This is a genomic window from Cupriavidus sp. GW821-FHT02F09 (genome assembly GCF_059421605.1).
On record NZ_JBWKVH010000022.1, the window covers coordinates 72819 to 97423 of the forward strand.

The following is a 24605-nucleotide window of genomic DNA, read 5'->3' on the forward strand; positions in this document are numbered from 1 at the left end:
CCGCATGTGCATGCCAGAAACACGGCCGCGACCACGATAACAGGAGACCCCATGCCGATACAGGAACCCATCAGCCAACCCACGCCACCCGCCGCCGCCGGCACTTCGCTGGCGGAACGCTGGTTCAAGCTCAGCGAGCACCAGACCGACGTGCGTACCGAGCTCCTGGCGGGGCTGACCACGTTCCTGACCATGGCGTACATCATCTTCGTCAACCCCAGCATCCTGGGCGATGCCGGCATGCCGAAGGACGCCGTATTCGTCGCAACTTGCGTGGCGGCCGCGATCGGCACGTTCATCATGGGCCTGTATGCCAACTACCCGATCGCGATGGCGCCGGGCATGGGACTGAACGCCTACTTTGCCTACACGGTCGTCAAGGGCATGGGATTTCCCTGGGAGGCCGCGCTGGGCGCCGTCTTTATCTCCGGCTGCCTGTTCCTGCTCGTCACCTTGTTCCGCGTGCGCGAGATGATCGTCAATGGCATCCCGCACTCGATCCGGGTGGCGATTACCGCGGGCATCGGGCTCTTCCTTGCCATCGTCGCGCTCAAGAACGCCGGCATCGTCACCGCAAGCCCCGCTACCCTTGTCACCATTGGCGACTTGCACCGGACCCCTGCCATCCTGGCGATCGTCGGCTTCTTCGTGATCGTCGCGCTCGACCACCTCAAGGTCAAAGGCGCCATCCTGATCGGCATCCTGGTGACCACCCTCCTTAGCTTCGCAGTGGGCGATAACACCTTCCATGGCGTGTTTTCCGCCCCGCCCTCGATAGCGCCGACCCTGTTCAAGCTGGATATCTCAGCCGCACTGTCGATCGGCATCATCAACGTTGTGCTGGTGTTCTTTCTGGTCGAGCTGTTCGATGCCACCGGCACTCTCATGGGCGTGGCCAACCGCGCCGGGCTGCTCAAGGCGGGCAAGATGGACCGGCTGAACAAAGCGCTGATGGCCGACAGCACGGCGATCATGGCGGGCTCGTTCCTGGGCACTTCCTCCACCACCGCTTACATCGAGAGCGCCTCCGGCGTGCAGGCAGGCGGGCGTACCGGGTTGACCGCCGTCACCGTGGGCGTGCTTTTTCTCGCATGCCTGTTCATTTCGCCGCTCGCGGGGACCGTCCCGGGCTATGCCACGGCGCCGGCCCTGCTTTACGTGTCCTGCTTGATGCTGCGCGAACTGGTGGAACTGGACTGGAGCGATGCGACCGAGGTGGTGCCGGCCGTGCTGACGGCGCTTGGCATGCCTTTCACCTATTCGGTGGCCAACGGCGTGGCCTTCGGCTTCATCACTTATGCAGGGCTCAAGCTCCTGACCGGACGTGCCAGGAGCGTCCCGCTCATGGTCTGGATCATCGCGGCGGTCTTCATCTTCAAGTTCTATTACCTGCCGGGGCATTGAGCCTGGCGCCCGCTTGAGGGACCGCAATGGCGAGCGTCTGCCGGGTGACGAGAAAAGCGTACCCGTTTCTGCGCGTCCAGGCGTGGCCCTCCTGTCCTTCCCTCCGGACGGCGGCGTACCTGTTTCTGCGTAGCCGGCGCACACCGCGGGATAAGACTCGCGTACCCATTTCTGCGCGGAATGTAAGTGACCAATTACCTCGTGTGGCAGAATGTGTGTGCCAAGATGCTCATACTAAAGGATGATATTCGGCTGAGTACCCATACTGAGGGCTGGACAAACTGGCCTAAATGCACTGAACTAGAGGCGTGGCAGATTGCGGGGCGCTTCAGGGCGCCCCTTCTTGACTCCGGCACTCCGGGGCCGCGCCAGCTGGCTCAGCGCCTTCAGGCCTGCAATAGCGACAACAACAAGTCCACCTCAAGTAAGAGGGCAGGGACTGAATGAGCAGACCATCGCCAAGATGGCTTCGCCACCACGAAAGGAGCGCGCGGAGACACGCCCGCCCGACAAGAGCAAACAATAAGACTAAACAAAAGTGGTAATCGCGAACGTGTAGTGCCGGGGGTGTTGTTCAACGGGGATCAATCATGACTGCAGGAGAAATCCGGCGACCCGCCATGGGGCCCATCAGCGAGTCCGCCAGTCTTTCCATTCACCGTGCCTGGGCGGCTTTGGGAGAAGCCGCAGCCGAGCCACCGCGCCGAAGCCGCGTCAGCGAGCGCGGCGACCCTGCCGCCACTACCGTCGAAGCGTTCCTGAGCCAGGACCAGGCGTTGCCGGCCTACGTGCGTGCCGCGATCGAACAGTTGCTGCAGCGGCAGCGATCGATGGATGGCGAGCTGTCCCGCCAGCGCGCGCTGCTGCAGGAATGGATTCTCAGCCAGTTGACCTACAAGGCGCTCTATTACCGGTATTCGGGGCAATCGCCCGAAGCGCCACGCACTGAGTTGATGCGCGAAAAAGACCAGGTGCGCCGGCGTATTCGCGACCAGCTCCATGCCGGCAGCGACCACACCGCCATTCTTGGCGAGCAGTCCCGCAGTCTGTCCAAGCCGTAATGCCGACGTTGCGCGTGGGGGAATCCCCCCAACCGACTCAGCTTGACCGCACACAGCGCCCGCACGAGAGCGGGACCGCGGTGCAAGCCGGAATAGTCAAGATGCTCAATGTCAGGGAGAACGTTATGGACCGACTGTGCAAGGCGGCGACACGCACCGCACAGGTGTTGGTCGTATCTCGCCACGAACCCTATGGATTTGATCCGGCCCAGTTCGGCTCCGGCTGGGAGATTCGCCACATCCAGCAGATCCGGGACCTTAGCCGGGTGGTGCGGGGCAGCGCGCCAATGGCTGGCGTGCTCGATCTCGAGACCGAATACAGCGATGCCGAGCTGATGCAGCTCGAGCAGAGCTTGCAGTACCTGCACGTGATGTGGGTGGCGATCACGTCGTCGCGCATGCTGGAGGACGAGCGCGTGAGGCGGCTGATACGCGACTACTGCGTGGACTATGTGCGCACGCCGTTTTCGTTCAGCGAACTGCTCTACACGCTTAAACATGCCCACGGCATGGCCTGCCTGCATGGCGCGCGCAGCCACGAACTGGTCGGCCACGGCCCCATGATCGGCGAGTGCGCGGTGATGCGTAGCATGTTCCGCTCGCTCGCCAAGGTCGCGCACAACGAGGCGCCCGTCTTTATCTCCGGCGAGTCCGGCACCGGCAAGGAGCTGGCGGCGCAAGCCATCCATGAAGCCTCGAGCCGGCGCAAAGGCCCGTTCGTGGCGATCAACTGCGGCGCCATTCCCCCGCACCTGGTGCAATCCGAGCTGTTCGGCTATGAAAAGGGGGCGTTCACCGGGGCCAACCAGCGCAAGATCGGCTGGATCGAGCAGGCGCAGGGTGGTACGTTGTTTCTCGATGAAATCGGCGACCTGCCGCTGGAAAGCCAGGTCGCCCTGTTGCGCTTCTTGCAGCAAGGCACCATCACCCGGCTCGGCGGGCACCAGTCGATTCCGCTGGATCTGCGCATCATCTCGGCGACGCACGTGGACCTGGTGGCGGCGCAATCCGACGGACGCTTCCGTGCCGACCTGTTCCACCGGCTATGCGTTCTGACCCTGTCGATCCCGCCGTTGCGCGAGCGTGGCGAGGACATCCTGCTGCTGGCCAACTCGGTGCTTGCCGAGCATGGCCACGAGGCCCATCGGCGCATTCGCGGATTCTCGCCATGTTCCACGCAGGCCATGATGCAATACGAGTGGCCGGGCAATGTACGTGAGCTGATCAACCGGGTACGGCGCGCGATCGTGATGACCGATAACCGCAAGATCACCGCGGAGGACCTGCAATTGCACGGCGGCAGCGACTCGCCACGCAAGACCCTGGACGCGATCCGCGAGGAGGCGGAACGCGAGGCGATCCGTACCGTGATGGCGAGCCACGGCTTTCACGTGGTACCCGCCGCGCGCGAGCTCAACGTCTCGCGTGTCACCTTGTACCGGCTGATGCACAAGCACAATATCCGGATTGAAGCGCATCCCGGCGCCGGCGAATAGCTGGCCAGCGAAGGACAGGCGGGCTGCGGCCCGCTTTTCTTGTCCGGCCTTGGGGCGCTCAGAACGTATAGGGAAAACGCAGCGTCACCGTGTAGTTCGGCGCATCCGGGGTGAGTCCGAGGCCGATCGCGGTGCTCACAGACAAGCCTTTGGTGATCACGTGATTGAAGCCGAATGTCATGGTGGCTACGTTGGCCCGGCTGCCGATCACAGTCTGCGTGACACCCGCGGTGGTGACTTGCGTGCTCGATGAGATGGCAGCATTGAAGGCCATCGACATCGACGTGCGGTCGTTGAGCGCGAGCGCGAGGCCGCCGCCGAACCCAATGGTGTCGCCCAGTTTCACATCGGCCGGCGTGACTTGTCCCTGCACCGAGGAGATATCGCTCACCGAGCGCTTGATGTTGTAGGTGTAGCTGGCATTGACGAACAACACCACTGGGTCATAGGTCTTGAGCAGCGACAACCCGGCCGTCACGGCCCATACGCCGTTGCCCGTGGGCAACTGGTCGGCGATATTCAGGTTGTTGTTATTGGCATTCGCCGACACCAGCTTGATGCCGAACGGCGAGCGCCCGGTGGGCGCGCGCACGCGGATGCTGCCGACCACATCGGGCGCGGCGCCGCTTTCGCGCAGGAACTGGTAGTACAGGCCCATGCTGATATCGCCCGGCGCCGTCGTGCTCAGCGTGGCATCGGACAGGCTCGAAGCGGAGCCGCCCGCACCGCCGGAGATGAAGTTGGTGTTGCGGTACATCACCGGCAGATCGAAGTCCATCGACAGGCGGTCGGACAGGCCGTAGCGTGCGATGGTGTCGTACGTGAGCGTGTGCGACTTGGTCTGGTTGAGGTTGATGGTGCCGAGGAAGATGGCGTCCAGCGCCAGGAAGCCGGACAGCGACAGCGCGCGCCGGTCGTAGTAGCTGTAGATGAAGCCGCTGTCGATGGTCAGGCGCCGCTCGAACAGTGGCGCATGCTCGCTCTGGTAGACCAGGTCTTTGCTCTGCACGCGCGCCTGTTGTTGTGTCTCGCGCGCGTCCGAGCCCACCACCGGCGTGTCGCCGGCGGGCGCTGCGGTGGCCGTGCCGCCCGCGGCAGGGCTTGCGCTTTGTGCCAAGGAGGGAACGCCGGCGGCGGTCATTCCGCCACCGGCGTTCCCGTTGGCACTGCTCCCCGTTCCTGCTACTACCCCCCGCCCGCGCGCCCCGACCATTTCCAGGTCGTTCAGGCGCTGTTCGAGAGCCTTGATGGTCTTGTCTTGTTGCTCGACCAGTTTTGTCAGCCGTTCGATCCGCTCGTCGGCGCTGGGCTGGACGCTGACCTGCGCCCACGCGCCGGCCGAGATCAGCGTACCCGCCAGGGTACCCATCAGAGCGAGTTCGGTCTTCATCTTTCCCCCCGGAAATCTGAATGGGCGCGAAGCGGGTGCGCCAGCCCTGCGTATGCTGGATTATCGTCGCATCGTGGCGATCGCCGCTAGTGCGTCCCGCATGCTGGATTGCGTCAGTTGCCGGATCGTCAGTTGCTGCACCTGCAGCGTAATGTTGGTGAGGTTGAGCACTTGCTGCGCATCGCCCGTGATGCGTGCCGCCTGCATCAGGCTGCCGCCTTGCGCATTCTGCGTGGCGCTGCCCGCGGCCGACTGGATGGCCAGCGACACGCCGCCGCCTGGCGCGACCGTGGCGCTGGCGGTGATGCCGTTGCCGTGAGCCACTTGTGCTGCCGGGTTGCTGCTTGCCACGCTTGCCGTGGGCGCCGCCGCGATGGGTGTGGTCTGGGTCGTGATGGTGCTGACGTTGCTGGCCGAATTGCCATCGCCGGCGATCTGCGCGACCTGGCCCACGCCCGCCACCTGCACCGCGGAGCTGGCAGTGCCGCCATTGCCTTGCACATTGCCCGGGGCAAGGCTCTGGACGCGAGCCGACAGGCTCGCCGTGGCCTGCGCCACCGCACTGTTGGCGGCGAGGTTGGCGGCGGCGACGCGGGCGGTTGCGGTGGCGATCGCCGTATCGTTCTGCCAGCGTGAAACCATCTCCACCACAAAGCCGCTGACCAGGCTCGCGCCCAGGTACTTGCCGCGCACGCCGGCCATCTCCGCGTCGGAGACGAGCTCCGCCATTGCTGGCGAGGCCATCACGTCGCTGGCATCGTCAGCCGCGGTGGATGCTAGCGCAAGCGTTGGCGTGACCAGCGCCATGCTGGCGGTGCAGCTCAGGCAGAGGAGGCGCTGTGCGGTGTCCATGTCAGAAGTAGTCCATCCGTATCAGGCCAAAGTCAAGCGCCGCGGGCACCATGCCCCCGGCCAGCGCGGCGTTGGTCCGGTCGCGCAAGGCGGGCGCGGCGATATCGAGCAGGGGCGAGTTCGGATCGAACGGCCGGCCGACGATGGCGAACACCAGCCCGTTCCAGTTCGCCGCGAAATCCTCCTCCTTGATGATGCGGTTGCCCAGCGCCGGATCGGCTACGAACACGCGCCCGTCGATGGCCTTGCGCACCACCACGAAATGCAGGTAGCCGTTGACGTCGAGCAAGGTGATGACCGGGATCTTGAGTTGCCGCAGGGCGCTGTAGTCCACGCGGAACCCTCGCCCGCGCAAGCCCAGCGTTTCGACGTAATTGCGCATGTCGAGCATGGAGAAGCCGTTCTTGACCACGGTGTCGGCGTCGGAGATGCGCAACATGTCCTCGACGATCCTGGGCTCCGCCAGGTCATAGCCGTAGCCGTAGCGCAACAGCGTGCCGACCGCGGCCGCGCCGCAACTGAAGTCAAGCTGCTGGCGCATCATGTTCTGGTAGCGCATCTCGAGCATGCTCTTGACGGGCTTCCTGAGCATCGGCTGTCCGTCGATGTCGATCGTCATCGTGCTCTGACCATTGGCACTGAATGCCGCTGCCAGCAGCATGCATGCCCCGGTCACGCGGAATAGCGCGCGCATGACACTCCCCCTTGGGCGGGTTGAGCCGGCGACCCCCGGGTCCCGGCTCTCCTGCCGCGTTCGTGCTGTTGCCGCAATGCTCAGTGGGTCGCCGTGGAAATGGCGAGCCCGTTGCTCTGTGCGTTGCCGGCCCCGACGGCGATGTTCACGCCGATGTTGCCGACCGCATTGGCCAGGGCGCCCCCGTTGAGCGTGGCGGCATTGTTCGGCCTGCAGCCGCACATCGACAGGTCATTGCCGTAGGTGGTCTGGTCATTGGAAGCGGTTGCCTTGGCCAGCGCGCCGACGGGCTGCCTGCCGTCGCGGCCGCTGCCCATGTTGACCGAGGCCGCCAGCGCGTTGCTCTGCAGGTTGCCGGCGCCTGCCGCGATGTTCACGCCGACGTTGCCCTTGGCACCGGCCAGCATGTTATCGCCCATGCTGGCGCTGTTTGCGGCGCCGACCATGTGCATGCCGTTATCCCCGGTCTTCTGGCTGGAGAACACCTGCGCCGAGGCGAAGACATCCGACGCATCGATGCTGGCCAGCGCGGCCTGGTTGGACTGGCCGTTGCCCGCGCCCGCGGATATGTTCACGCCGATATTGCCTTGCGCATTGACCAGCGCGTTGCCGCCGCCGAATGCACTGTTGGTGGACGGGCCGATACGCACGCTATTGTCACGCGCGCTTTGCTGGCTGTTGACCACCGCGCCCGATTCGGACCGGAAGTGGATATCTCCCCAGGCAAAGCCGAAGCCACGGACATAGATGTCGTTGCTGATCGCTGTCTGGCTGTAGATATCGGCGTCGTCCGGCCGGTCGAAGTAACTGAAGCCGCCCGCGAATGCGCTGGTTGAAAGCGCAATGCCCGCTGCGATGGCGAGGATTTTCGTTCTCATGATTTTCTCCTTCCCTGCTTAGAAAAAAGTGCCCGCCGGGGGACGGAGCACAAAAACGTTGGACGAGACATTCCCCGATCCTGCCGTCTGGTTCAGCTGCACCAGGCCCGTTGCGTTGCGGTAGGCATCTGGCTGGATGACTGCCTCGCGCGGACCCGTTGCGTGGCCCGCTGAACCCGGGCGACTTCCTCCGGCCGATTCCGCGGCTAGCAAGCCGTCGGAGATGGCTTCGATCTTTACGCTGGCGGCCGGCGCCAGCACTGCCGCATTGATTTGCACGTTGCCGTTGCCGCTGGCCACGTTTGCCGAAAGCAGCCCGCTGCCATTGGCGAAGGCACCGCCGCCGATCTGGCTGACGGCGCCTGTCGCGGGCGCGGTGGCGCCGGCACGCTGCAGCGATTGCACGTCCGCGCTGCCACTCGCGATGGCGGCCTGGTTGCTTTGCGCGTTGCCGCTGCCAGCGGCCAGGTTCACGGCGGCGCGACCGGCAACGCCGGTGAGCGCGCCGGCATCGATGCGGGTGCTGTCGGTGGCCGCACCCTGGACCTGCGCGTGGAGCGGCAGGCAGGCAAGCATCAGGCCGGCAAGCCAGGCAGCGTGATTGCCGCGTGTGGTGTGGACGCATGTCATGGCCGGCCTCCCACCGCGAGCGGCGCCAGTCCGTGCATCAAGGCGCCAGTCATGTTGCCGGTAGCCTGCGCGACCTGGCCGGCGATGCCGCCCGAAACGCTCCCAGCGCCACTGCCACTAGCCAGGCCCTCGATCTGGCTGGGCGCCAGGGCCAGCCGCCCGGTGGCGGACTGGCTGGCACCGGACACGGCGGCGCCGGCCGCGCTGCGGCCTACCGCGGCAGCGAGATCGCTGTCGGTCAGGTCGCTGGCGATGGCGGCGGTGGACTGCTGGAAACGTGCGGACGGAAACGGCTCGACAGCGGCGGCTATCGGCATGTCCCCCTGCGGTATGCCGCGATAGGCAATACGCGGCTCGACGCTGCGCAGAACGACGATATCGCCTGGGTCTGCAATCGCGGGGAAGGAAGCAAGGGCGGCGACAAAAGCTGCAAGACCGATGGCGCAGGCCGCGCCAGTCGATACGAACGCCTCCGTGCCGTCATTCGCGCTGGCGGCTGACGCATGGCTGAACTCACTCCCGCGTTGTAGGACTCGTCGCGTCATTTTTTTATGTCTCCCTGTGGCGAACAGAGCGACAAGCGTGCCAATACCCTGCAATTGAGCGCTGTCAACGGTTTGCGGGTGGTGCGCAAGAGCGCGCGGAAGTTCCCTGATAGAGGAAGAACATTTTGGTTGCAGCGCTGTAACGCGGCATTGCCGATGGCGCTGGATGAAAGCGATCGCCGATTGGGCGCGCGGCCATGCTCAGTCAGGCACGATGACGCGCCATGAGCGCCCGCAAGGGCAGGCCGGTGCTGGTTGCATCGCTGAAACAGGGCAGGGGCCGGCAAGTGTGCCGCCCCGTCTTTGGTATCGGCGGCAAGGCGGGCGGCCCAGGCCGTTTGCGTCTCGTCTGCGCCGCTTTACGCGCGTCGCCCGGCGCGCGGCTCCATACGCAGAAACGGGTACGCTCCGGGCTTGCAGGAGCGTGATGCCTGGGTCGGCGGCATTGGCCTGGGCGCGCCGTTGCGAAGCTGTTGGCGCTCAGGCCGGCAGCACGGGCAAGGCTGATGGAGCGAGGGGTGCCTGCGCGGTGCCGGAGGCTTGCTCGGCCAGTGCACCGGAGATGGGCTTGGGTCCCGGCTGGCTGCGTTCGCAGCCGGCGGCGGCGAGCAGGCCGAGCGCCAGGAAGACGGCGGTGCCAAGGCGGCGGAGGGATTTCCGGTTCATGGTGCCTCCTTCTGGTTGTCGAAAGGTTGTGTGCGGGAGGACGGTACCTGGACGGCTGGTGCTTGCGGCCAACCGCCCCGGTGGCGCCGGTCACCCGCAGCGAGACGGCGCGTAGCCCGTCTTCAGTCTAGCCGGTCACCGCCCGGACAGGGCCGGAACCCGGGGCGCGAGCCGCGCCCGGGCGGCTTGGGAAAAGCGCGGGATGGGCTGTATCATGAACCTTGGAACGGATAACAAAACGGGAGAAGGCTTCATTGGAGTCCCATCATGTTGCGCTACGCCGTGGTTTTCTTCGTCATCGCCTTGATCGCGGCCGTGTTTGGCTTCGGCGGCATCTCCGCCGCGGCGGCGGAGTTCGCCAAGATCCTCTTCATCATCTTCCTCGTGCTGTGCGCGGTGTCGTTGATTTGGGGCCTGAGCAAAGACCGGGGCTAGGGCAGGTCGCCGGACCCTTTAGTCGCCCAGCCAACAACGGGATCCACGCTTGAATCCAGCCGATTCCCCCGACCAGTCCCTGGACCGCACGCCGCCCAAGCAACGCGCTCGCGGCATCGGCCATTGGCTGCCCGATCGCCATACCGCTACGCGCACGGCCAGGGTGGTGCTGGCCGCGGTCAGCGCATGGCTGGCGCACCGAGCCGCCAGCAAGGGCGCGGCGCTGTCCTTCTATATGCTCTTCTCGCTGGCGCCAGTGCTGGTGCTGGTGATCTCGATTGCCGGCATCTTTTTTGGCGCGGAAGCGGCACGGGGCGAGATCTTCGCTCAGATCGACGGCCTCGTCGGTGCCCAGGGCGCGGCTGCCATCCAGGAAATCCTTGCCGCCACGCACCGCTCGGGTGGTGGCGGGCTGGCCGCGGCCATCGCCACCGGTATCTTGTTTGTCGGCGCTACCAGCGCCTTCGCGGAACTCAAAGGCAGCCTCGACGAGATCTGGGAGACACCGGCGCCACATGGCGCCGGCTGGCAGCAATTGCTGCGCGCCCGCTTGCTCTCGTTCAGCCTGGTGCTGGTGCTGGCCTTCATGTTGCTGGTGTCGCTGATCGTCAATGCCGCGTTGGCGGTAGTCGACCGGTTTTGGGGTCAGATGTGGACGCAATCGTGGTTTGCGCCGGTGGCGGACGTGCTTTCAACAGCATTTTCATTTGGCGTGGTGACCCTGCTGTTCGCCGTGATCTTCAAGATGCTGCCCAATGCCCGCATCGCCTGGCGTGACGTGGTCATGGGCGCCATCATCACCGCCCTGCTGTTTTCGGTGGGCAAGCGGCTGATCGGCCTTTACCTGGGCAATAGCGCTGTGGCTTCGTCCTATGGGGCTGCGGGTTCTGTGGTCGCACTGATGTTATGGGTGTACTATTCGGCACAAATTTTCTTCTTCGGTGCCGAGCTGACCCGCCAATACGCGCTGCAATTCGGCAGCTTGCAAGGGCAAAGCATCAGCCCGCCGCCCGATCCGCGCGCGGCCGGTCCCGCGAACCGGTAAAATACGGCCCGATTCCCTTCGTGCATGCCCGCAGTGCCCGGCCCCCGACCGCAAGCTGATGGTCGCGCCGGCCCCTGGCGCCGGTCCGCTGCGCCCCGGGCCCCTTTTCCATCTTCTGTTTGCCGAATCCACTGCCGTGAGCTCGCTCGTATCCGAAATTGCGCGTCGTCGCACCTTTGCCATCATTTCGCACCCTGACGCGGGTAAGACGACCCTGACCGAAAAACTGCTGTGGTTCGGTGGCGCCATCCAGGTCGCGGGCGAAGTGCGCGCGCGCAAGGCCGACCGCCACGCCACCTCCGACTGGATGGAGCTGGAAAAGCAGCGCGGCATCTCGGTGACCTCGTCGGTGATGCAGTTCCCGTACCGAGAGAACATCATCAACCTGCTCGACACCCCGGGCCACGAGGACTTCTCCGAAGACACCTACCGCACGCTGACCGCGGTGGACTCCGCGGTGATGGTGATCGACTCGGTCAACGGCGTGGAAGCGCAGACCATCAAGCTGCTCAACGTCTGCCGCCTGCGCGATACGCCCATCATCACCTTTATCAACAAGCTCGACCGCGAAGGCCGCTCGCCCATCGAGCTGCTCGACGAAATCGAGGACGTGCTGAAGATGCAGTGCGCGCCGATGACCTGGCCGATCGGCATGGGCAAGGCCTTCCGCGGTGTGTACCACCTGATCGACGACCGCGTGCAGCTGTTCGACCCGCACGGCGAGAAGGGCACCTCGGCCATGGTCCAGGGCCTGGACAACCCGGAGCTGGACCGCGTGCTGGGCACCCAGGCGGAAGAGCTGCGCATCGAGATCGAACTCGTGCGCGGCGCATCGCATGCCTTCGACAAGGACGCGTTCCTCAGCGGCAAGCAGACGCCTGTGTACTTCGGCTCGGCCGTCAACAACTTTGGCGTGCAATCTCTGCTCGACGCCTTGTGCGAGCTGGCGCCGCCGCCGCAGGGCCGCAATGCCGAGTCGCGCGCGGTGGAGCCGCAGGAGCCCAGGTTCACTGGCTTCGTGTTCAAGATCCAGGCCAACATGGACCCGCGCCACCGCGACCGCATCGCGTTCGTGCGCGTCTGCTCGGGCCGCTTCGAGCGCGGCATGAAGGTGCAGCATGTGTCCACCGGCAAGACCATGGCCATCAATAACGCCATCACCTTCATGTCGCAGGACCGCAATACGACCGAAGAGGCTTACGCCGGCGACATCATTGGCGTGCCCAACCACGGCACCATCCGGCTGGGCGATGCGTTCAGCGAGGGCGAGGCGCTCAAGTTCACTGGTATCCCGTCGTTTGCGCCCGAGTTCTTCCGCCGCGCGCGGCTGAACAACCCGCTCAAGGTCAAGCAGTTGCAAAAGGGCCTGCAGCAGCTGGCGGAAGAGGGCGCAACGCAGATGTTCCGCCCGATCGCCTCCAACGACCTGGTGCTGGGCGCCGTCGGCATCCTGCAGTTCGACGTGGTGGCGCACCGCCTGGAGCACGAGTACGGTGTCGACGCGATCTTCGAGTCGCACGACTGCGCCACCGCGCGCTGGCTCAAGGGCGACCCCGCGGAGATCGAGAAGCTGATCGAGAAGGCGGGCCACAATGTGGCGCTCGACGGCGCCGGCGACCACGTCTACCTGGCGCCCAGCATGGTCAACCTGCGCCTGACGCAGGAGCGCTTCCCCAAGCTGCAGTTCATGGAGACGCGCGAAATCGTTTGATTTTCGCGCTGCCGGAGCGATCTGGCGCAAGCGCCGCCCATTAGGGCGGCGCGTTTAATCCAGGCGCAGCAAGTAGTGCAGGACCAGCGCGCCGCCGGAGCACAGCACCACCGCATTGACCATGCGCAGGAACTGCTCGCGCGACAAGCGCAGCGTGATCCTGCGCCCGGCCCACAGGCCCAGCGCCATCGCTGGCGCCAGCAGCAGCGCCAGCTTGATGATGGCCGCACCCGCATAGACTCCCGCCAGGGCAAATAGCACCAGCCGCGTCAGCGTACTCACGCCGATCAGCGTGGACTGCGTCATGCGCATGGCGTCCTTGCCCAGCCGGCCCGACAGGTAGATCGCATAGAGAAAGCCGCCGCTGCCGAACATGGCCGAGCACACGCCGCCGCCCAGGCCAAAGGGCAGCGCCGCGCGTGGCGTAAAGCCGGTGGGTCGCTTGCCGCCAAGCGCCCAGATCGCATACCCCATGGCGAACACCCCAAGCAGCAGCGGCAGCAGGTCCGACTGCAGCTTGAGCAGCAGTGCGGCACCTACCAGGCTGCCGGCCAGCATGCAGGGCAGCAACCGCCCAAGCTCTGCGCGGTCGGCGGCGCGGCCATCGCGCAGCAGGGCAAAGGCTGCGGCTGTGCAGTCCATCAGCGCCAGCAGCGGCACGATCTGGCTCACTGGCATCAGGTAAGCCAGAAGCGGCCCCGCTACCAGCGCGGTGCCGAAGCCCGCCATGCCGAAGATCACATAGGCGCCGGCGATCGCCACGCACATGGCGAGGTAGGCAGGCAGGGAAACATCGGGCAGCAGGGCGGTCAGGTCCACGGGCATTGGCATCAGGGTTGCGTGCCCCACAGCATAGGCACGCGCGCGTGCGCGGACCAATATCAAAGCGCCCCGCGATCCATCGCAAAGCGGCATGGCAGCGTGCTGGGCGCGGCGCGCGCGCCATGGCACACTTGCGCGCACGATCCAGGCCGATGTCAGCCCGTGCGTCCCATGAGCCCGCCCATTCAATGAGTCCGTCCCTCAAGCAGTTGCGCTACTTCGTTGAAATTGTCGATGCCGGCAGCTTCAGCCTGGCCGCGGAGCGGCTCTTTATCGCGCAGTCGGCGCTGAGCCGGCAGATCAAGGAGATGGAGGGCATGCTGCAGGTGGTGCTGCTGGTGCGCAAGCCGCGCCATGTAGAGACCACGCCGGCCGGCCGCGCTTTCCTGGAGGCGGCACGCCGCATCCTGGCCGAGCTGACCGAGGCCTCGGCGCAGGCGCGTCAGGTCGAGCGCGGCGAGCAAGGCACGGTGCGCCTGCTGCATTCCAGCTCGGTGCCGCTGACGCCGGCCTGCACGGCGGTGCTACGCGAGTACCAGGCAGAGCACCCCGGGATCCGTTTCGAGATCTCGCAGGCATCCAGCGAACAGCAGGCGATGGAGATCGAGGAGGGCCGCGCCGACCTGGGCCTGGCGCGCGAGCCGCTGCTGCGCCGGCTTCCCGGCGTCGAGGTGGACTCGCTCTATGAAGAGCGCCTGGTGCTGGCGGTATGTAGCGCGCATCCGCTCGCGCACGAGGAAAGCGTGGCGTTGGAGAGGTTGCGGGAAGAGCCCTTCGTGTCGCTGCCGCATCCGGACCGGGGCGGCCTGAGCCATCGCGTGGCGCAGTGCTGCCTGGAGCGCGGTTTCTATCCGCGCGCGGCGGCGGCGATCTCGCGCAAGCTGTCGCAGCTGGCGCTGGTGGAGGCAGGGTTTGGCGTGGCCTTGGTGCCGGCTTCGCTCAGTCGCCTGGCACCGCCGGGCGTGCGGTGCGTACCGCTGGCCGATGCCGGCGGTGATACGCGTTGTGATACGCGCGTGCTGCTGCTGTCGCGCCGCGACGCCGCGCCAGCCTCCGCGGCGCTGGCGCAGAGCCTGCGCGCGGCGCTGTCGCCTCGGTAGTCGCCTTGGTCGCCTTAGTGGCCTTAGTGGCCTTAGCAGCCTTAGTGCCCTAGTAGGCCAGCGAGGCCTGGACGTAGAACGTGCGCGGCATGCCCACGTACTTGCCCGCGTTGTTGTCGGTGGAGCGGGTGAAGTAGCGGCGGTCGAACAGGTTCTTCACGCCCACCGCGATCTTCAGGTTTTGCGCCGCCTTGCCGAAGTCGTAGCCCAGGCGCAGGTTCATCAGTGCATAGCCGGGGATATCGCCCAGCGCGCCGTTGGCGCTTTCCGCGGCCTGGTATTGCGCATTGGCGACTGCCGGGTCGCCCGGCGAGCGCTGCTTCGATTGCGCGAAGGCATCCACGTTCAGCATCCAGCGGTTGCGCAGGTAGCGCATGCCTAGCGTGGCGACGTGGCGCGAATAGAACGGCAGGTCGCGCCCGGCGAAGTTGCCCTGGTTATAGGTGGCGTCGGTGAAGGTGTAGGTAGCGTAAGCCGAGAGTCCGGCGAGCGTCGGCGTCAGCTTGGCGAAGTCGTAGCGCAACGAGGATTCGACCCCGCGGTGCGTGGTCGCGCCAAGGTTGGTCCAGGCGTCCGGGCTGCCGCTGGTGCCGCCGCGCAGTTGCAGTTCGTCATCGAAGTCGATGTTGAACAGGGTCAGTTCGCCGCCCCAGCCATTGACGTTGTCGAAGTGCGTGCCGATCTCATAGGTCTTGGCCTTTTCCGGGGTCAGCCCGTTGGTGGTCTGCGCGATCTGGAAATACTGCAGCGGGCCAAAGGACACGCCAGCGTTGGCGAACAGCTTCCACTGGTCGGTCACGTGGTACATCACCGCCAGCGAGGGCAGCGGCTCCTCGGACTTCACGTCGTTGCGCAGCCCGGTGAGGTTGTCCGTGACGTAGGAGCGGATCATTTCGTAGCGCAGGCCCGGGGTGATGGTCCAGTTGCCCACGTTGATGGTGTCGTCGATGTACACCGCATTGGCGGTGGTGCCGCCGGTGCGTGACTGGTACAGCGTGGACGGCGCGTTGGGTGCGTCAAAGCCGGTGCCTGGCCGATAGAAGGCCGTGCGCGAGGCTTGCTCGTCGCTGGCCTCGCGCAGGAAGCGATAGCCCACGCCCACTTCGTGGCTCACGTTCTCGCCCCGGAACAGCTGCGAGTAGCGCGGCTCGACGGCGAAGGTGTGGTAGTTGCGCGGGTACGAGACCAGGCGACGCTGGTTGCCGGATTCGCTTTCGATATTGCTGCCGCGGAAGCTCTCGGTGTAGTAGGTCAGCACCTCGAACTTGCGGTTGTTGTCGTTGTGCGCGTACTTGAGCGTGATGTCCTTGCGGCGTCCGCTGAAGTTGTCGAAGGGGCGCACCGACTGGAATGGGTCGGCCGCGTACTGCGCCGAGGTCAGGCCGCCGGGCATGCCGGCGGTGGCATCGTAGTAGTGCAGGCTGCCGGTGAGCTCGTCCGCCGGCGTGATGCGGTAGGCGCCCTTGAGTATCAGGTCGTCGATGTTGACGTGGTCGTTGCTGGCCCGGTAGCCGTTGCCGTGCACGCCCGAGTACAGCAGCGCGCCGCCCAGCCCCTGCTCGTTGGTGCCGCCGATGAAAGCACTCGGAATGGTCTTCACGCCGCCGCCATGGCTGTAGATGTCGGACTCCACCGAGGCGCTTGCCGCGAAGGTCTTGGGGATCGGCCGCGTGACGAAGTTGATGATCCCACCCACGTTCTGCGGGCCATAGCGCACCGAGCCCGCGCCGCGCACCACGTCCACCGCTTCCAGGTTGCCCAGTGACACCGGGGCCATCGACAACTGCGGCTGGCCATAGGGCGCAACGGCCAGCGGCACGCCATCGAGCAGGATGGTGGAGCGCGGCGACAGGCGCGAGGCCAGCCCGCGCACGCCCACGTTCAGAGAAATGTCGCTGCCACCGGTGCCGTTGCTGTCCTGGACCTGCACGCCAGGTACCCGGCGCAGCACATCGCGCACGTTGCTCGCGCCACTTTCCACCATGGTCTCGCGGTCGACGATGGTCCGCGCGCCGGGGTGCTCCAGCACCTTGGCCTCGTTCGGGCTCTCCAGCCAGTTGCCGACCACCGTGACGGCGTTAAGGGTGCTTTCGGCGCTGAAAGCACCTGGGGTTGGCGCGTCAGGGGCGGTTGCCGGCGCGGCCGCGGGCTGCGGGCCGGCCGCATGCACGCACAGGGTCAGGCAAAGCAGGGCAGCGCCGATGGCGGCGCTGGAGAGCTTGAAGGTGGGCTGCAAAATGGAATTCCTGGGAAGCGCTGGCGGGGATCCGTGCGTCCGCCGCATCGAGGGCTCGCATTATAAATGCGAATCATTCTCGATTTCACTGTGTGTCTTGCCTGTTGCGACAATGCATCATTGTTGATACATGGAACGGGGTGGAACGTGATGCATGCGCCTGCATGCACGCCGCGGCTCGGATAGAATTCGTGCCAGCTTTGCCCCGCCGCCCGTCCTGTCATCACCGCCATCCATGTCGACCCCTGCTTCCGTTCCGGCCCCCGAGCCGGACTCAGTCTTTCGCGACCCTTCATTTCGGCTGTTCTGGTTTGCTCGCCTATGCACCACCATCGGCTACCAGATCTTTACTGTGGCGGTAGGCTGGCAGATCTACGATCTCACCCGCGACCCGTTCATGCTTGGCATGGTGGGGCTGGTGCAGTTCCTGCCTTCGGTGATGCTGCTACTGATGTCCGGCCATGTGGCCGACCGCTTCGACCGGCGCCTGATCGTGCGCACCTGCCAGACGCTGGAAGCGCTGATCGCGGTGTCGATGGCGGTGGCGAGCTTGTCGGGCTGGATCACGCGCGATCACATCTTCGTGTTCGTGGCCCTGATCGGCGCCACCCGCGCCTTCGAGACGCCGACGTTGCAGGCGCTGCTGCCCAGCGTGGTCACGCCACGCATGTTTCCGCGCGCGGTGGCGCTGTCCAGCTCCGCCACGCAGACCGCCATCATCATCGGCCCCGCCCTGGGCGGTTTCGCCTACGTGGCCGGCCCGGGCGTCGTCTACGCCATCAGCGCCACGCTGTTCGCCGTGGCTGCTTGCCTGGTCACCGCGCTCAAGCTGCGCCAGGCCGCGCAGCGGCTGACCACGCCGGTCAGCATCGCTACGCTGTTTGCGGGGTTTTCGTATATCCGCGGCCGGCCTGTGCTGCTTGGCGCGATTTCGCTGGATCTCTTTGCCGTGCTGCTGGGCGGCGCCACCGCGTTGCTGCCCATCTACGCACGCGACATCCTGCATACCGGCCCCTGGGGCCTGGGCCTGCTGCGCTCGTCGCCCGCCATCGGCGCGCTGGCGACCGCGCTGTGGCTCGCCCACCATCCGATGAATCGCCGCGTGGGCCGCGTGATGTTCGGCGCAGTGGCCGTTTTCGGCGTGGCGACGATGGTGTTCGGCATCTCGCACTGGCTGCCGCTGTCGATGGCGGCGCTGGTCATGCTTGGCGCCTCCGACATGATCAGCGTGGTGGTGCGCTCCACGCTGGTCCAGCTCGATACACCCGACGATATGCGCGGGCGCGTGGGCGCGGTCAATTCGGTCTTCATCGGCGCGTCCAACCAGCTTGGCGAGTTCGAGTCCGGCGTGACGGCCGCGCTGTTCGGGCCGGTTGGCGCGGTGCTGCTTGGCGGCATCGGCACGCTGGTGGTGGTGGCGGTATGGATGCGCCTGTTCCCCTCGCTAGCCGCGCGCGACCGCTTGCACGATCACCCCGTCACGGCCTGAAATAAGGTCCAAACCGGCCAGTCAGAGCACCGGCCGGGTGCGGCACCCGTTCTTCCTGCGCACCAAAGCGTACCCAATTCTGCGTGCTCCCACGCAGGGGTGCCGCACGATTCTCCCCTCATAGAAAGTACTCCCAAGCCTACTCGGGCGAAATTTTTTCATTCGGGGCCAGCCCTTGCCCACGCAGGGCTGGCGCCGATTCGCCCAGCTGTTCCCGCGCACCCGGGGGAAACCAATTCCCCTGTCATTTGTCCTGAAAGTATCGTCAATTTCAATCAAATGCCGGCAATCGTGTGACATCAAGTCAGGCCATCGCCGGCTCTGGCAGGCCGGACACCGCCAGTGACAGGAGAATGACACAAACATGTGCGGCATTGCTGGAGAACTACGCTTTGATCGGGTCATGGCCGACCTGCACGCCGTTGCCGATATGAACCGCGATCAGGCCAGGCGTGGCCCCGACGCAGAGGGCCTGTTCGGCTTGGGCGCGCGCGTGTTCGGCCATCGCCGCACCGTGGCGGAGGTGCCGATGAGCGTGCTGTTGTCGGGCGGCACGGACTCCAGCCTGATCACCGGATTGCTCGCAGAAACGGGTACGCCCGACCTGCGCACCTACGCCTTCGGCTTCGAAACCGTGGGCGGCCACCACTGGTACTCGCCGCTGGCCGCGAACACGGATGCTGGCGGCGCCGTCATCACTCACCGGCGCGGCTTCTTCGACCGCAGCCGACTGCCGAGCGCTTTGTTGACCTGCTGTTCCCGTTCACGGCCTGATGCCACGTGATGCCACGCTCGTGCGTACCAACCTCTTCGCGACCAATAGCGTACCAACCTCTTCCTGAAATTCTTCGAACCGAACCATGAATCCGCCCGCATGCAGACACTGAAGATCGACCCGCTTTACCTCAAGACCACGCCGCAGGCGCCGCGCAAAATCGGCATACAGGTGGGCGATTTCGTCGCCTTCGATGCCAACCCCGAGATCGTCGACAACGGCCTTATCGTCTCGCGCCATCTCGACAACAAGGCGGAGTTGCCGCTGTGCTTGCCGCGCCTGTGCGACAAGCACGGCATTCCCAGCCATCGGGACGTGTTCCGCTTCTATCATTCCGACGCAGGCGCGGCGGTGAGTGCCGAGCACGATGTGCGTACCGCGTTGCTCTGTTTCGGCGCCGACGCATCGCATGGCTACGAGCGCACACGCATGTCCGTGCCGGCGCCCCTTGCGGAATGGCTCACCGTCTATATTCAGAGCGGGCCGACCTTCCCGGAGGACCGCCAGCGCCGCATCGGCTCGGTGGCCGGCTTCTCGCACCAGCTCGATCCGGGCCAGCTTGCGCGCAGCGAAACGCCGCTGCCGGACGCCGGAGGACCGGCGCACCGCCGCCGCAACGACGATGCATCCTGAGCCGCGCATGTCCAGCTTTTCCACACTGATCGCCGGAGTCGAATCCATGAACCTGAACTTCATCGAGCCCCACAAGCTGGAAGCAGCCTGGGCGTACCTGCTGCAACTGGTGGTGCAGCAAGGCCTGAACTGCATCGCCGCCATGCTGATCCTGATCCTGGGCTGGTGGCTCTCCGGGCGCGCCCGCGCCGCGGTGCTGCGCGCGTTTGACCGCCCGCGCGTGGACGCCACCTTGCGCCCGATGCTGGCCAGCGTCACGCAGTGGATCGTGCGCGTGATCACGGTGGTGCTGGTGCTGTCGCAATTTGGCGTGCAGACCGCCAGCATCATCGCCATGCTCGGCGCCGCCGGCCTGGCCATCGGACTGGCGTTGCAGGGCACGCTGCAGAACATTGCCGCGGGCATCATGCTGGTCCTGCTGCGGCCGTTTCGCGTGGGCCAGTACATCGATGCGCAGGGCGTGGCCGGCACGGTGCGCGAGACGGGTTTGTTCATGACCGAGCTGACCACCTTCGACGGGGTTTGCCTGCGCGTGCCCAACGGCAAGATCTGGGGCAGCGCCATCACCAACTACAGCGAGAATCCCACCCGCCGGCTCGATATCGAAGTCACCATCACCTTTGGCGCCGACATCCAGGCCGCACTCGATGCGCTGCGCGCCATGCTTGTGGCTGAGGCGCGCATCCTGGCGGACCCGGCCTCCGAGGCCATGGTGATCAACTACGCTGCGCAGGGCGTGACGCTCAACGTGCGTTGCTGGGTTGCCGCCGGGGATTACTGGAACGTGCGCTTCGCTTTCTACCACCGCATCAAGCTGGTGCTCGAAGCTGCCGGTTGCGCCATCGCCGTGCCTGTGCAGGAGTGGCGCGTGTCCGAGGACGCGCAAGCGGCCGCGCCCGTCGCGCCAAGTCCCTCGCATCGCCTGAGCTGACGAACCAACCTCTTCGGATCCCGCCGCAGCGGTGCGCAAGCACCCAGGCGGCGATCCTGTCTGGTGGCGAGCGCTTGCGCCGCCATTGGCCAATCCATTTCTCTCGTCCCTTTGGGTTCTTCACCGGCATCCGCGTTTCGTTGCGCCACGCGGCGGAACACGGCATGCCTTCAATCTCTGGAATTGGATTTGCTGTCTGCACACAAGCTCGAACTGAACCCCATCGCCCGGAAGCCATTCAGCTTGCGCAAAGTCTCTCCCGCAAACAAAGGCGTCTCGCTCTGTGCGCCGCGCGCAAGCCTCGCGCGGTGCCTGCCTGCGCTGGCCTGCGCCGCTGTGCTTGCTCCCGCCGCGCCGGCGGCGCATGCGCAGGGCGGCCTCACGCTGTATGGGTTTGCCGACGTCGGCATCTTCCGCCCCGCGCCCGGCCAGCCCATTCAGCTCGGCACCATGCAGCGCAGCTTCATCGGCCTGCGCGGCAGCGAGACCCTAGCCCCCGGCTGGGCCGCCACCCTGAACCTGCAAACGCGCTTCGACATGGGCAATGGCCGGCTCGAAGCCAGCGGCGCCACGCCGTATTTCCAGGGCGAATCCACTATTGGCATCCAGTCGCCCTACGGCGATCTGCGCGTTGGCCGTGCGCTGACGCCGATGTGGCAATACGACTGGCAGTACGACAGCTGGGACAATTTCAATCGCGTGAGTTCCGTGGCGTGGTACGTGTACCACCCGTCCTATCGCACCGATCCGTATCACAATGGCCCCGCGGGCGAATACTCGCGCCTGAACAACGGCGTGTTCTACGACTCGCCGAAATGGGGCGGGATGCACGTGCACGTATCCGCCGGCGTGGAGAAGAACGTAACGCCGGACGCCGCCGGCAACCGGGACCGCACGCGGCCGCTGGCGGCCTCGCTCAACTACGATGCCGGACCCTGGTCGGCCATGCTGACGGCGGAGCGCAATTCGGCTGATGACAACACGTGGTTCGCGGGGCTGGCCTACGCGTTCACCAAGGTGCGGCTGATGGCCTCGTACAGCCAGACCCGTCTAAGCGCCGCGAGCCAGGCCTTCCTCGGCGACGCCAGCGCCAGGCGCAGCGCCGCCACGCTTGGCGTGAACTGGCGCGTGGGCGCCTATACGCTGAAGCTCTCGGGCGCGCGCGATTTCCAGGGATATGGCACGGCGGGCGTGACCGACTACGTCACCAGCGGCGTGGACTATGCGCTATCGAAGCGCACCACGCTGTATGGCGCGGTGTCGTATCGCCACAGCCGCTACGCAGGTGGCGGCACCGGGTTCGGTGCCGGCATCAGCCATGGCTTCTAAGCCGCGCACAAGCTACCTCCCGTCAGCCTTCCTCGGCAAACAGCGAGCAGGCCCCCGCCTCCGCCGTGCTCACATGACGCCGGAAATTGGCGAACAGGTCGCGTCCCACGCCGTGCCGGTTGGCTGAGAGGTCGGGCGGCGTCACCGAGCGCGCGGCCCATTGCGCTTCGGGCACCAGCACCGTGAGCACGCCCGCATGCGCGTCCACGCGCATCGGGTCGCCATCGCGCACGCGGGCGATGCCGCCACCACTCAATGCCTCGGGGCACACATGGATGGCGGCAGGCACCTTGCCCGACGCGCCGGACATGCGTCCGTCCGTCACCAGCGCCACGTGGAAGCCGCGGTCTTGTAGCACGGTCAGCGTGGGTGTGAGCTTGTGCAGCTCCGGCATGCCGCAGGCGGCTGGCCCTTGCCATGGCAGCACCGCGATAAAGTCACGCTCCAGCTCGCCGCGCTTGAACGCTTCGATCAGCGCGTCTTGCGTGTGGAACACCATTGCCGGGGCTTGCACGATGTGGTGCTCGGGCTTGACCGCCGAGATCTTCAGCACGGCGCGGCCGATATTGCCGTCGAGCAGCTTGATGCCGCCCTCCGGCGCGAAAGGCTGGCCGGCGGCGCGCACGATGGTGTCGTCCAGCGGCGCTTCGGGCCCGTCGATCCAGGTGAGCTGGCCATCGCGCAGCACCGGCTCGCGCGTGTAGTCGGCCAGGCCCTTGCCGACCACGGTGGTCACGTTGTCGTGCAGCAGGCCAAGCTGCAGCAAGCCGCGAATCACCAGCCCGAGTCCGCCGGCGGCCTGGAACTGGTTCACATCCGCGCTGCCGTTCGGATACACGCGCGCCAGCAGCGGTACCACTTCCGATAGCTCGGCAAAATCGTCCCAGCCCAGCACGATGCCCGCAGTGCGCGCCATTGCCACCAGGTGCAACGTATGGTTGGTGGAGCCGCCAGTGGCCAGCAGGCCGACGATGCCATTGACGAAGGCGCGCTCGTCGAGCACGTCCGCCACGGGCGTATAGCGATCGCCGCCATGCACAAGGCGTAGCGCCTGACGCGCGGATTCGCGCGTGAGGGCTTCACGCAGCGGCGTGTTGGGATTGACGAAGGCAGTGCCGGGCAGGTGCAGGCCCATGATCTCCATCAGCATCTGGTTGGAGTTGGCGGTGCCGTAGAAGGTGCAGGTGCCCGGGCCGTGATACGACTGGCTCTCTGCCTCCAGCAACTCCGCGCGGCTGAGCTTGCCCTCGGCATAGCGCTGGCGCACGCGCGCCTTTTCCTCGTTGCCGATGCCGGTGGTCATGGGGCCGCCTGGCACGAAGATGGCGGGCAGGTGGCCGAACGACAGCGCGCCCATCACCAGCCCCGGCACGATCTTGTCGCACACGCCGAGGTACAGCGCGGCGTCGAACATCTGGTGCGACAGCGCCACCGCGGTGGATAGCGCGATCACGTCACGCGAGAACAGCGAGAGATCCATGCCGTCCTGGCCCTGCGTCACGCCATCGCACATGGCGGGCGTGCCGCCGGCGAATTGCGCGGTGCCGCCCGCCTCCAGCGCGGCTTCCTTGAGCCATTGTGGATACTCCGCCAGGGGCTGGTGCGCCGACAGCATGTCGTTGTAGGAGGAGACGATGGCGAGGTTGGGGCGCTCCTGCGCTTTCAGGCGGATCTTGGCCTGCTCAGGCATGGCCGCCACGGCGTGCGCCAGGTTGGTACACGAGAGCTGCGCGCGCTCCACCTTCTGTCCCGCCATGGCGCGGGTGCGATCCATGTAGGTCTGGCGGGTGGCGGCGCTGCGCGCGACGATGCGGGCGGTGACCCGTTCCAGGACTGGGTGACTTGGCATGGGGATCTCCTGCGTGGGTGCCTTTTTTAGCCTAGTGCACTTTGGGGAGGGGCGCACGGTTGGTGCGCGGTTGGTGCGTGCTTGGCGCCAGTATGAGCCGCTGCACGTTTTCTCCACAAGTGCTAGACTCCGCCGCATTCTCTGGAGTTCAAACGACATGAAGCAAGCAGCGCAACGCCCCGCCATCGCAGCGTTTGCCGCGGCACCTCACGGTGAACGCGTGCTGCTGGCTATTCACGTCTAGTCTTCCGAGCGTCCCGCCCGGAAGGCTGCAAGGCCAGTTCCGGGAACGACGAAACCGATCATCGCCAACCCCGGACGGCCCGCAGGCCCGCCGGGGTTTTGTTTTTTTGTTTCGCCACCATCTGACACGCCATGCGTACCTACGACAAGTTGATTGCCACGATTCAAACCGGCCAAGGGAACGGGGGCTTGCGCTCGTCCCTTGGTGCGGTAACGGCGTCGTCTGGCGTAGTCACCGAGACCATTGCGTGCCGCATGCGGCATGCTGGCGCCGCCTCGCAAGCGATCCCATAGCCTCCTGGCTGCACATGCAGTCCGGGAGGCCTCGTAGATCGCCTCCCAGGGACCACAAGCACCCTGGCAGGCACGCACCCGCCAGGGTGTTTGCATT

Annotated in this window: 22 protein-coding genes; 12 read left to right on the forward strand and 10 right to left on the reverse strand. The window is 65.9% G+C overall.

Going from position 1 to position 24605, the window contains the following annotated elements:
* Window positions 1–51 precede the first annotated feature (51 nt).
* The 3 genes from AC07XB_RS23060 to AC07XB_RS23070 all read left to right on the forward strand — a co-directional run bounded on the left by AC07XB_RS23060 (window position 52) and on the right by AC07XB_RS23070 (window position 3961).
* Window positions 52–1404: an NCS2 family permease gene (locus AC07XB_RS23060; protein WP_492371906.1), complete on the forward strand. Its 1353-nt coding sequence runs from the start codon at window positions 52–54 to the stop codon at window positions 1402–1404.
* Window positions 1405–1994: 590 nt separating this feature from the next.
* Window positions 1995–2465: a hypothetical protein gene (locus AC07XB_RS23065; RefSeq protein ID WP_492371907.1), complete on the forward strand. Its 471-nt coding sequence runs from the start codon at window positions 1995–1997 to the stop codon at window positions 2463–2465.
* Window positions 2466–2590: 125 nt separating this feature from the next.
* Window positions 2591–3961 (forward strand): sigma 54-interacting transcriptional regulator, encoded by a 1371-nt coding sequence (locus tag AC07XB_RS23070; protein WP_441632568.1) that lies wholly within the window; start codon window positions 2591–2593, stop codon window positions 3959–3961.
* A 58-nt stretch (window positions 3962–4019) separates the two neighbouring features.
* Here AC07XB_RS23070 and AC07XB_RS23075 read toward each other — a convergent pair whose 3' ends face one another.
* From AC07XB_RS23075 to AC07XB_RS23105, 7 genes are all read right to left on the reverse strand, one after another.
* On the reverse strand, window positions 4020–5351 hold the full coding sequence (locus AC07XB_RS23075) for a transporter (protein ID WP_492811129.1): 1332 nt from the start codon (window positions 5349–5351) through the stop codon (window positions 4020–4022).
* A 60-nt stretch (window positions 5352–5411) separates the two neighbouring features.
* Window positions 5412–6203: a hypothetical protein gene (locus tag AC07XB_RS23080; RefSeq protein ID WP_492811127.1), complete on the reverse strand. Its 792-nt coding sequence runs from the start codon at window positions 6201–6203 to the stop codon at window positions 5412–5414.
* Window position 6204: 1 nt separating this feature from the next.
* Window positions 6205–6897, reverse strand: coding sequence for a C39 family peptidase (locus AC07XB_RS23085; protein WP_492371910.1), 693 nt, complete (start codon window positions 6895–6897; stop codon window positions 6205–6207).
* A gap of 80 nt (window positions 6898–6977) precedes the next feature.
* Window positions 6978–7775 carry a FapB/FapC family functional amyloid domain-containing protein gene (locus AC07XB_RS23090; protein WP_492811125.1) on the reverse strand — a complete coding sequence of 266 codons (798 nt, stop codon included), beginning with the start codon at window positions 7773–7775 and terminating at the stop codon, window positions 6978–6980.
* Between the two features lie 18 nt (window positions 7776–7793).
* Window positions 7794–8405, reverse strand: a complete 612-nt coding sequence (locus AC07XB_RS23095; protein WP_492371912.1) for a FapB/FapC family functional amyloid domain-containing protein — start codon at window positions 8403–8405, stop codon at window positions 7794–7796.
* Window positions 8402–8950: a FapA family amyloid fibril periplasmic chaperone gene (locus AC07XB_RS23100; RefSeq protein WP_492371913.1), complete on the reverse strand. Its 549-nt coding sequence runs from the start codon at window positions 8948–8950 to the stop codon at window positions 8402–8404. Before AC07XB_RS23100 ends, AC07XB_RS23095 begins: the two co-directional genes overlap by 4 nt.
* A 480-nt stretch (window positions 8951–9430) precedes the next feature.
* Complete coding sequence (locus AC07XB_RS23105; protein WP_492371914.1) at window positions 9431–9616, reverse strand: hypothetical protein; 186 nt, start codon at window positions 9614–9616, stop codon at window positions 9431–9433.
* Window positions 9617–9883: 267 nt separating this feature from the next.
* On the opposite strand from AC07XB_RS23105, the gene AC07XB_RS23110 reads away from it, so the two are divergent.
* The 3 genes from AC07XB_RS23110 to AC07XB_RS23120 all read left to right on the forward strand — a co-directional run bounded on the left by AC07XB_RS23110 (window position 9884) and on the right by AC07XB_RS23120 (window position 12807).
* Entirely contained in the window at window positions 9884–10051 is a 168-nt protein-coding gene (locus AC07XB_RS23110; protein WP_492371915.1) for a DUF1328 domain-containing protein, read from the forward strand.
* A 79-nt stretch (window positions 10052–10130) separates the two neighbouring features.
* Window positions 10131–11096, forward strand: a complete 966-nt coding sequence (locus AC07XB_RS23115; RefSeq protein ID WP_492830034.1) for a YihY/virulence factor BrkB family protein — start codon at window positions 10131–10133, stop codon at window positions 11094–11096.
* Between the two features lie 136 nt (window positions 11097–11232).
* Complete coding sequence (locus AC07XB_RS23120) at window positions 11233–12807, forward strand: peptide chain release factor 3 (protein ID WP_492371916.1); 1575 nt, start codon at window positions 11233–11235, stop codon at window positions 12805–12807.
* A 54-nt stretch (window positions 12808–12861) separates the two neighbouring features.
* On the opposite strand, the gene AC07XB_RS23125 is transcribed toward AC07XB_RS23120, so the two are convergent.
* Window positions 12862–13638 carry a sulfite exporter TauE/SafE family protein gene (locus AC07XB_RS23125; protein WP_492811121.1) on the reverse strand — a complete coding sequence of 259 codons (777 nt, stop codon included), beginning with the start codon at window positions 13636–13638 and terminating at the stop codon, window positions 12862–12864.
* Window positions 13639–13817: 179 nt separating this feature from the next.
* On the opposite strand from AC07XB_RS23125, the gene AC07XB_RS23130 reads away from it, so the two are divergent.
* Entirely contained in the window at window positions 13818–14729 is a 912-nt protein-coding gene (locus AC07XB_RS23130; RefSeq protein ID WP_492371918.1) for a LysR family transcriptional regulator, read from the forward strand.
* Between the two features lie 49 nt (window positions 14730–14778).
* Here AC07XB_RS23130 and AC07XB_RS23135 read toward each other — a convergent pair whose 3' ends face one another.
* Window positions 14779–16965: a TonB-dependent receptor family protein gene (locus tag AC07XB_RS23135; RefSeq protein WP_492829990.1), complete on the reverse strand. Its 2187-nt coding sequence runs from the start codon at window positions 16963–16965 to the stop codon at window positions 14779–14781.
* 235 nt (window positions 16966–17200) lie between these two features.
* Between AC07XB_RS23135 and AC07XB_RS23140 the strand changes: the two genes are divergently transcribed.
* From AC07XB_RS23140 to AC07XB_RS23160, 5 genes are all read left to right on the forward strand, one after another.
* Window positions 17201–18454 (forward strand): MFS transporter, encoded by a 1254-nt coding sequence (locus AC07XB_RS23140; RefSeq protein WP_492371920.1) that lies wholly within the window; start codon window positions 17201–17203, stop codon window positions 18452–18454.
* A gap of 403 nt (window positions 18455–18857) precedes the next feature.
* Complete coding sequence (locus AC07XB_RS23145; RefSeq protein WP_492371921.1) at window positions 18858–19238, forward strand: asparagine synthase-related protein; 381 nt, start codon at window positions 18858–18860, stop codon at window positions 19236–19238.
* Window positions 19239–19328: 90 nt separating this feature from the next.
* On the forward strand, window positions 19329–19862 hold the full coding sequence (locus tag AC07XB_RS23150) for a hypothetical protein (RefSeq protein WP_492371922.1): 534 nt from the start codon (window positions 19329–19331) through the stop codon (window positions 19860–19862).
* Window positions 19863–19908: 46 nt separating this feature from the next.
* Window positions 19909–20793: a mechanosensitive ion channel family protein gene (locus AC07XB_RS23155; RefSeq protein WP_492830032.1), complete on the forward strand. Its 885-nt coding sequence runs from the start codon at window positions 19909–19911 to the stop codon at window positions 20791–20793.
* A 189-nt stretch (window positions 20794–20982) separates the two neighbouring features.
* A complete protein-coding gene (locus AC07XB_RS23160) occupies window positions 20983–22122 on the forward strand; it encodes a porin (RefSeq protein ID WP_492829988.1) in 1140 nt (379 codons plus the stop codon).
* Window positions 22123–22144: 22 nt separating this feature from the next.
* Here the strand turns inward: AC07XB_RS23160 and edd are convergent, their stop codons facing one another.
* A complete protein-coding gene (edd, locus tag AC07XB_RS23165) occupies window positions 22145–23971 on the reverse strand; it encodes a phosphogluconate dehydratase (RefSeq protein WP_492829986.1) in 1827 nt (608 codons plus the stop codon).
* Window positions 23972–24605 lie beyond the last annotated feature (634 nt).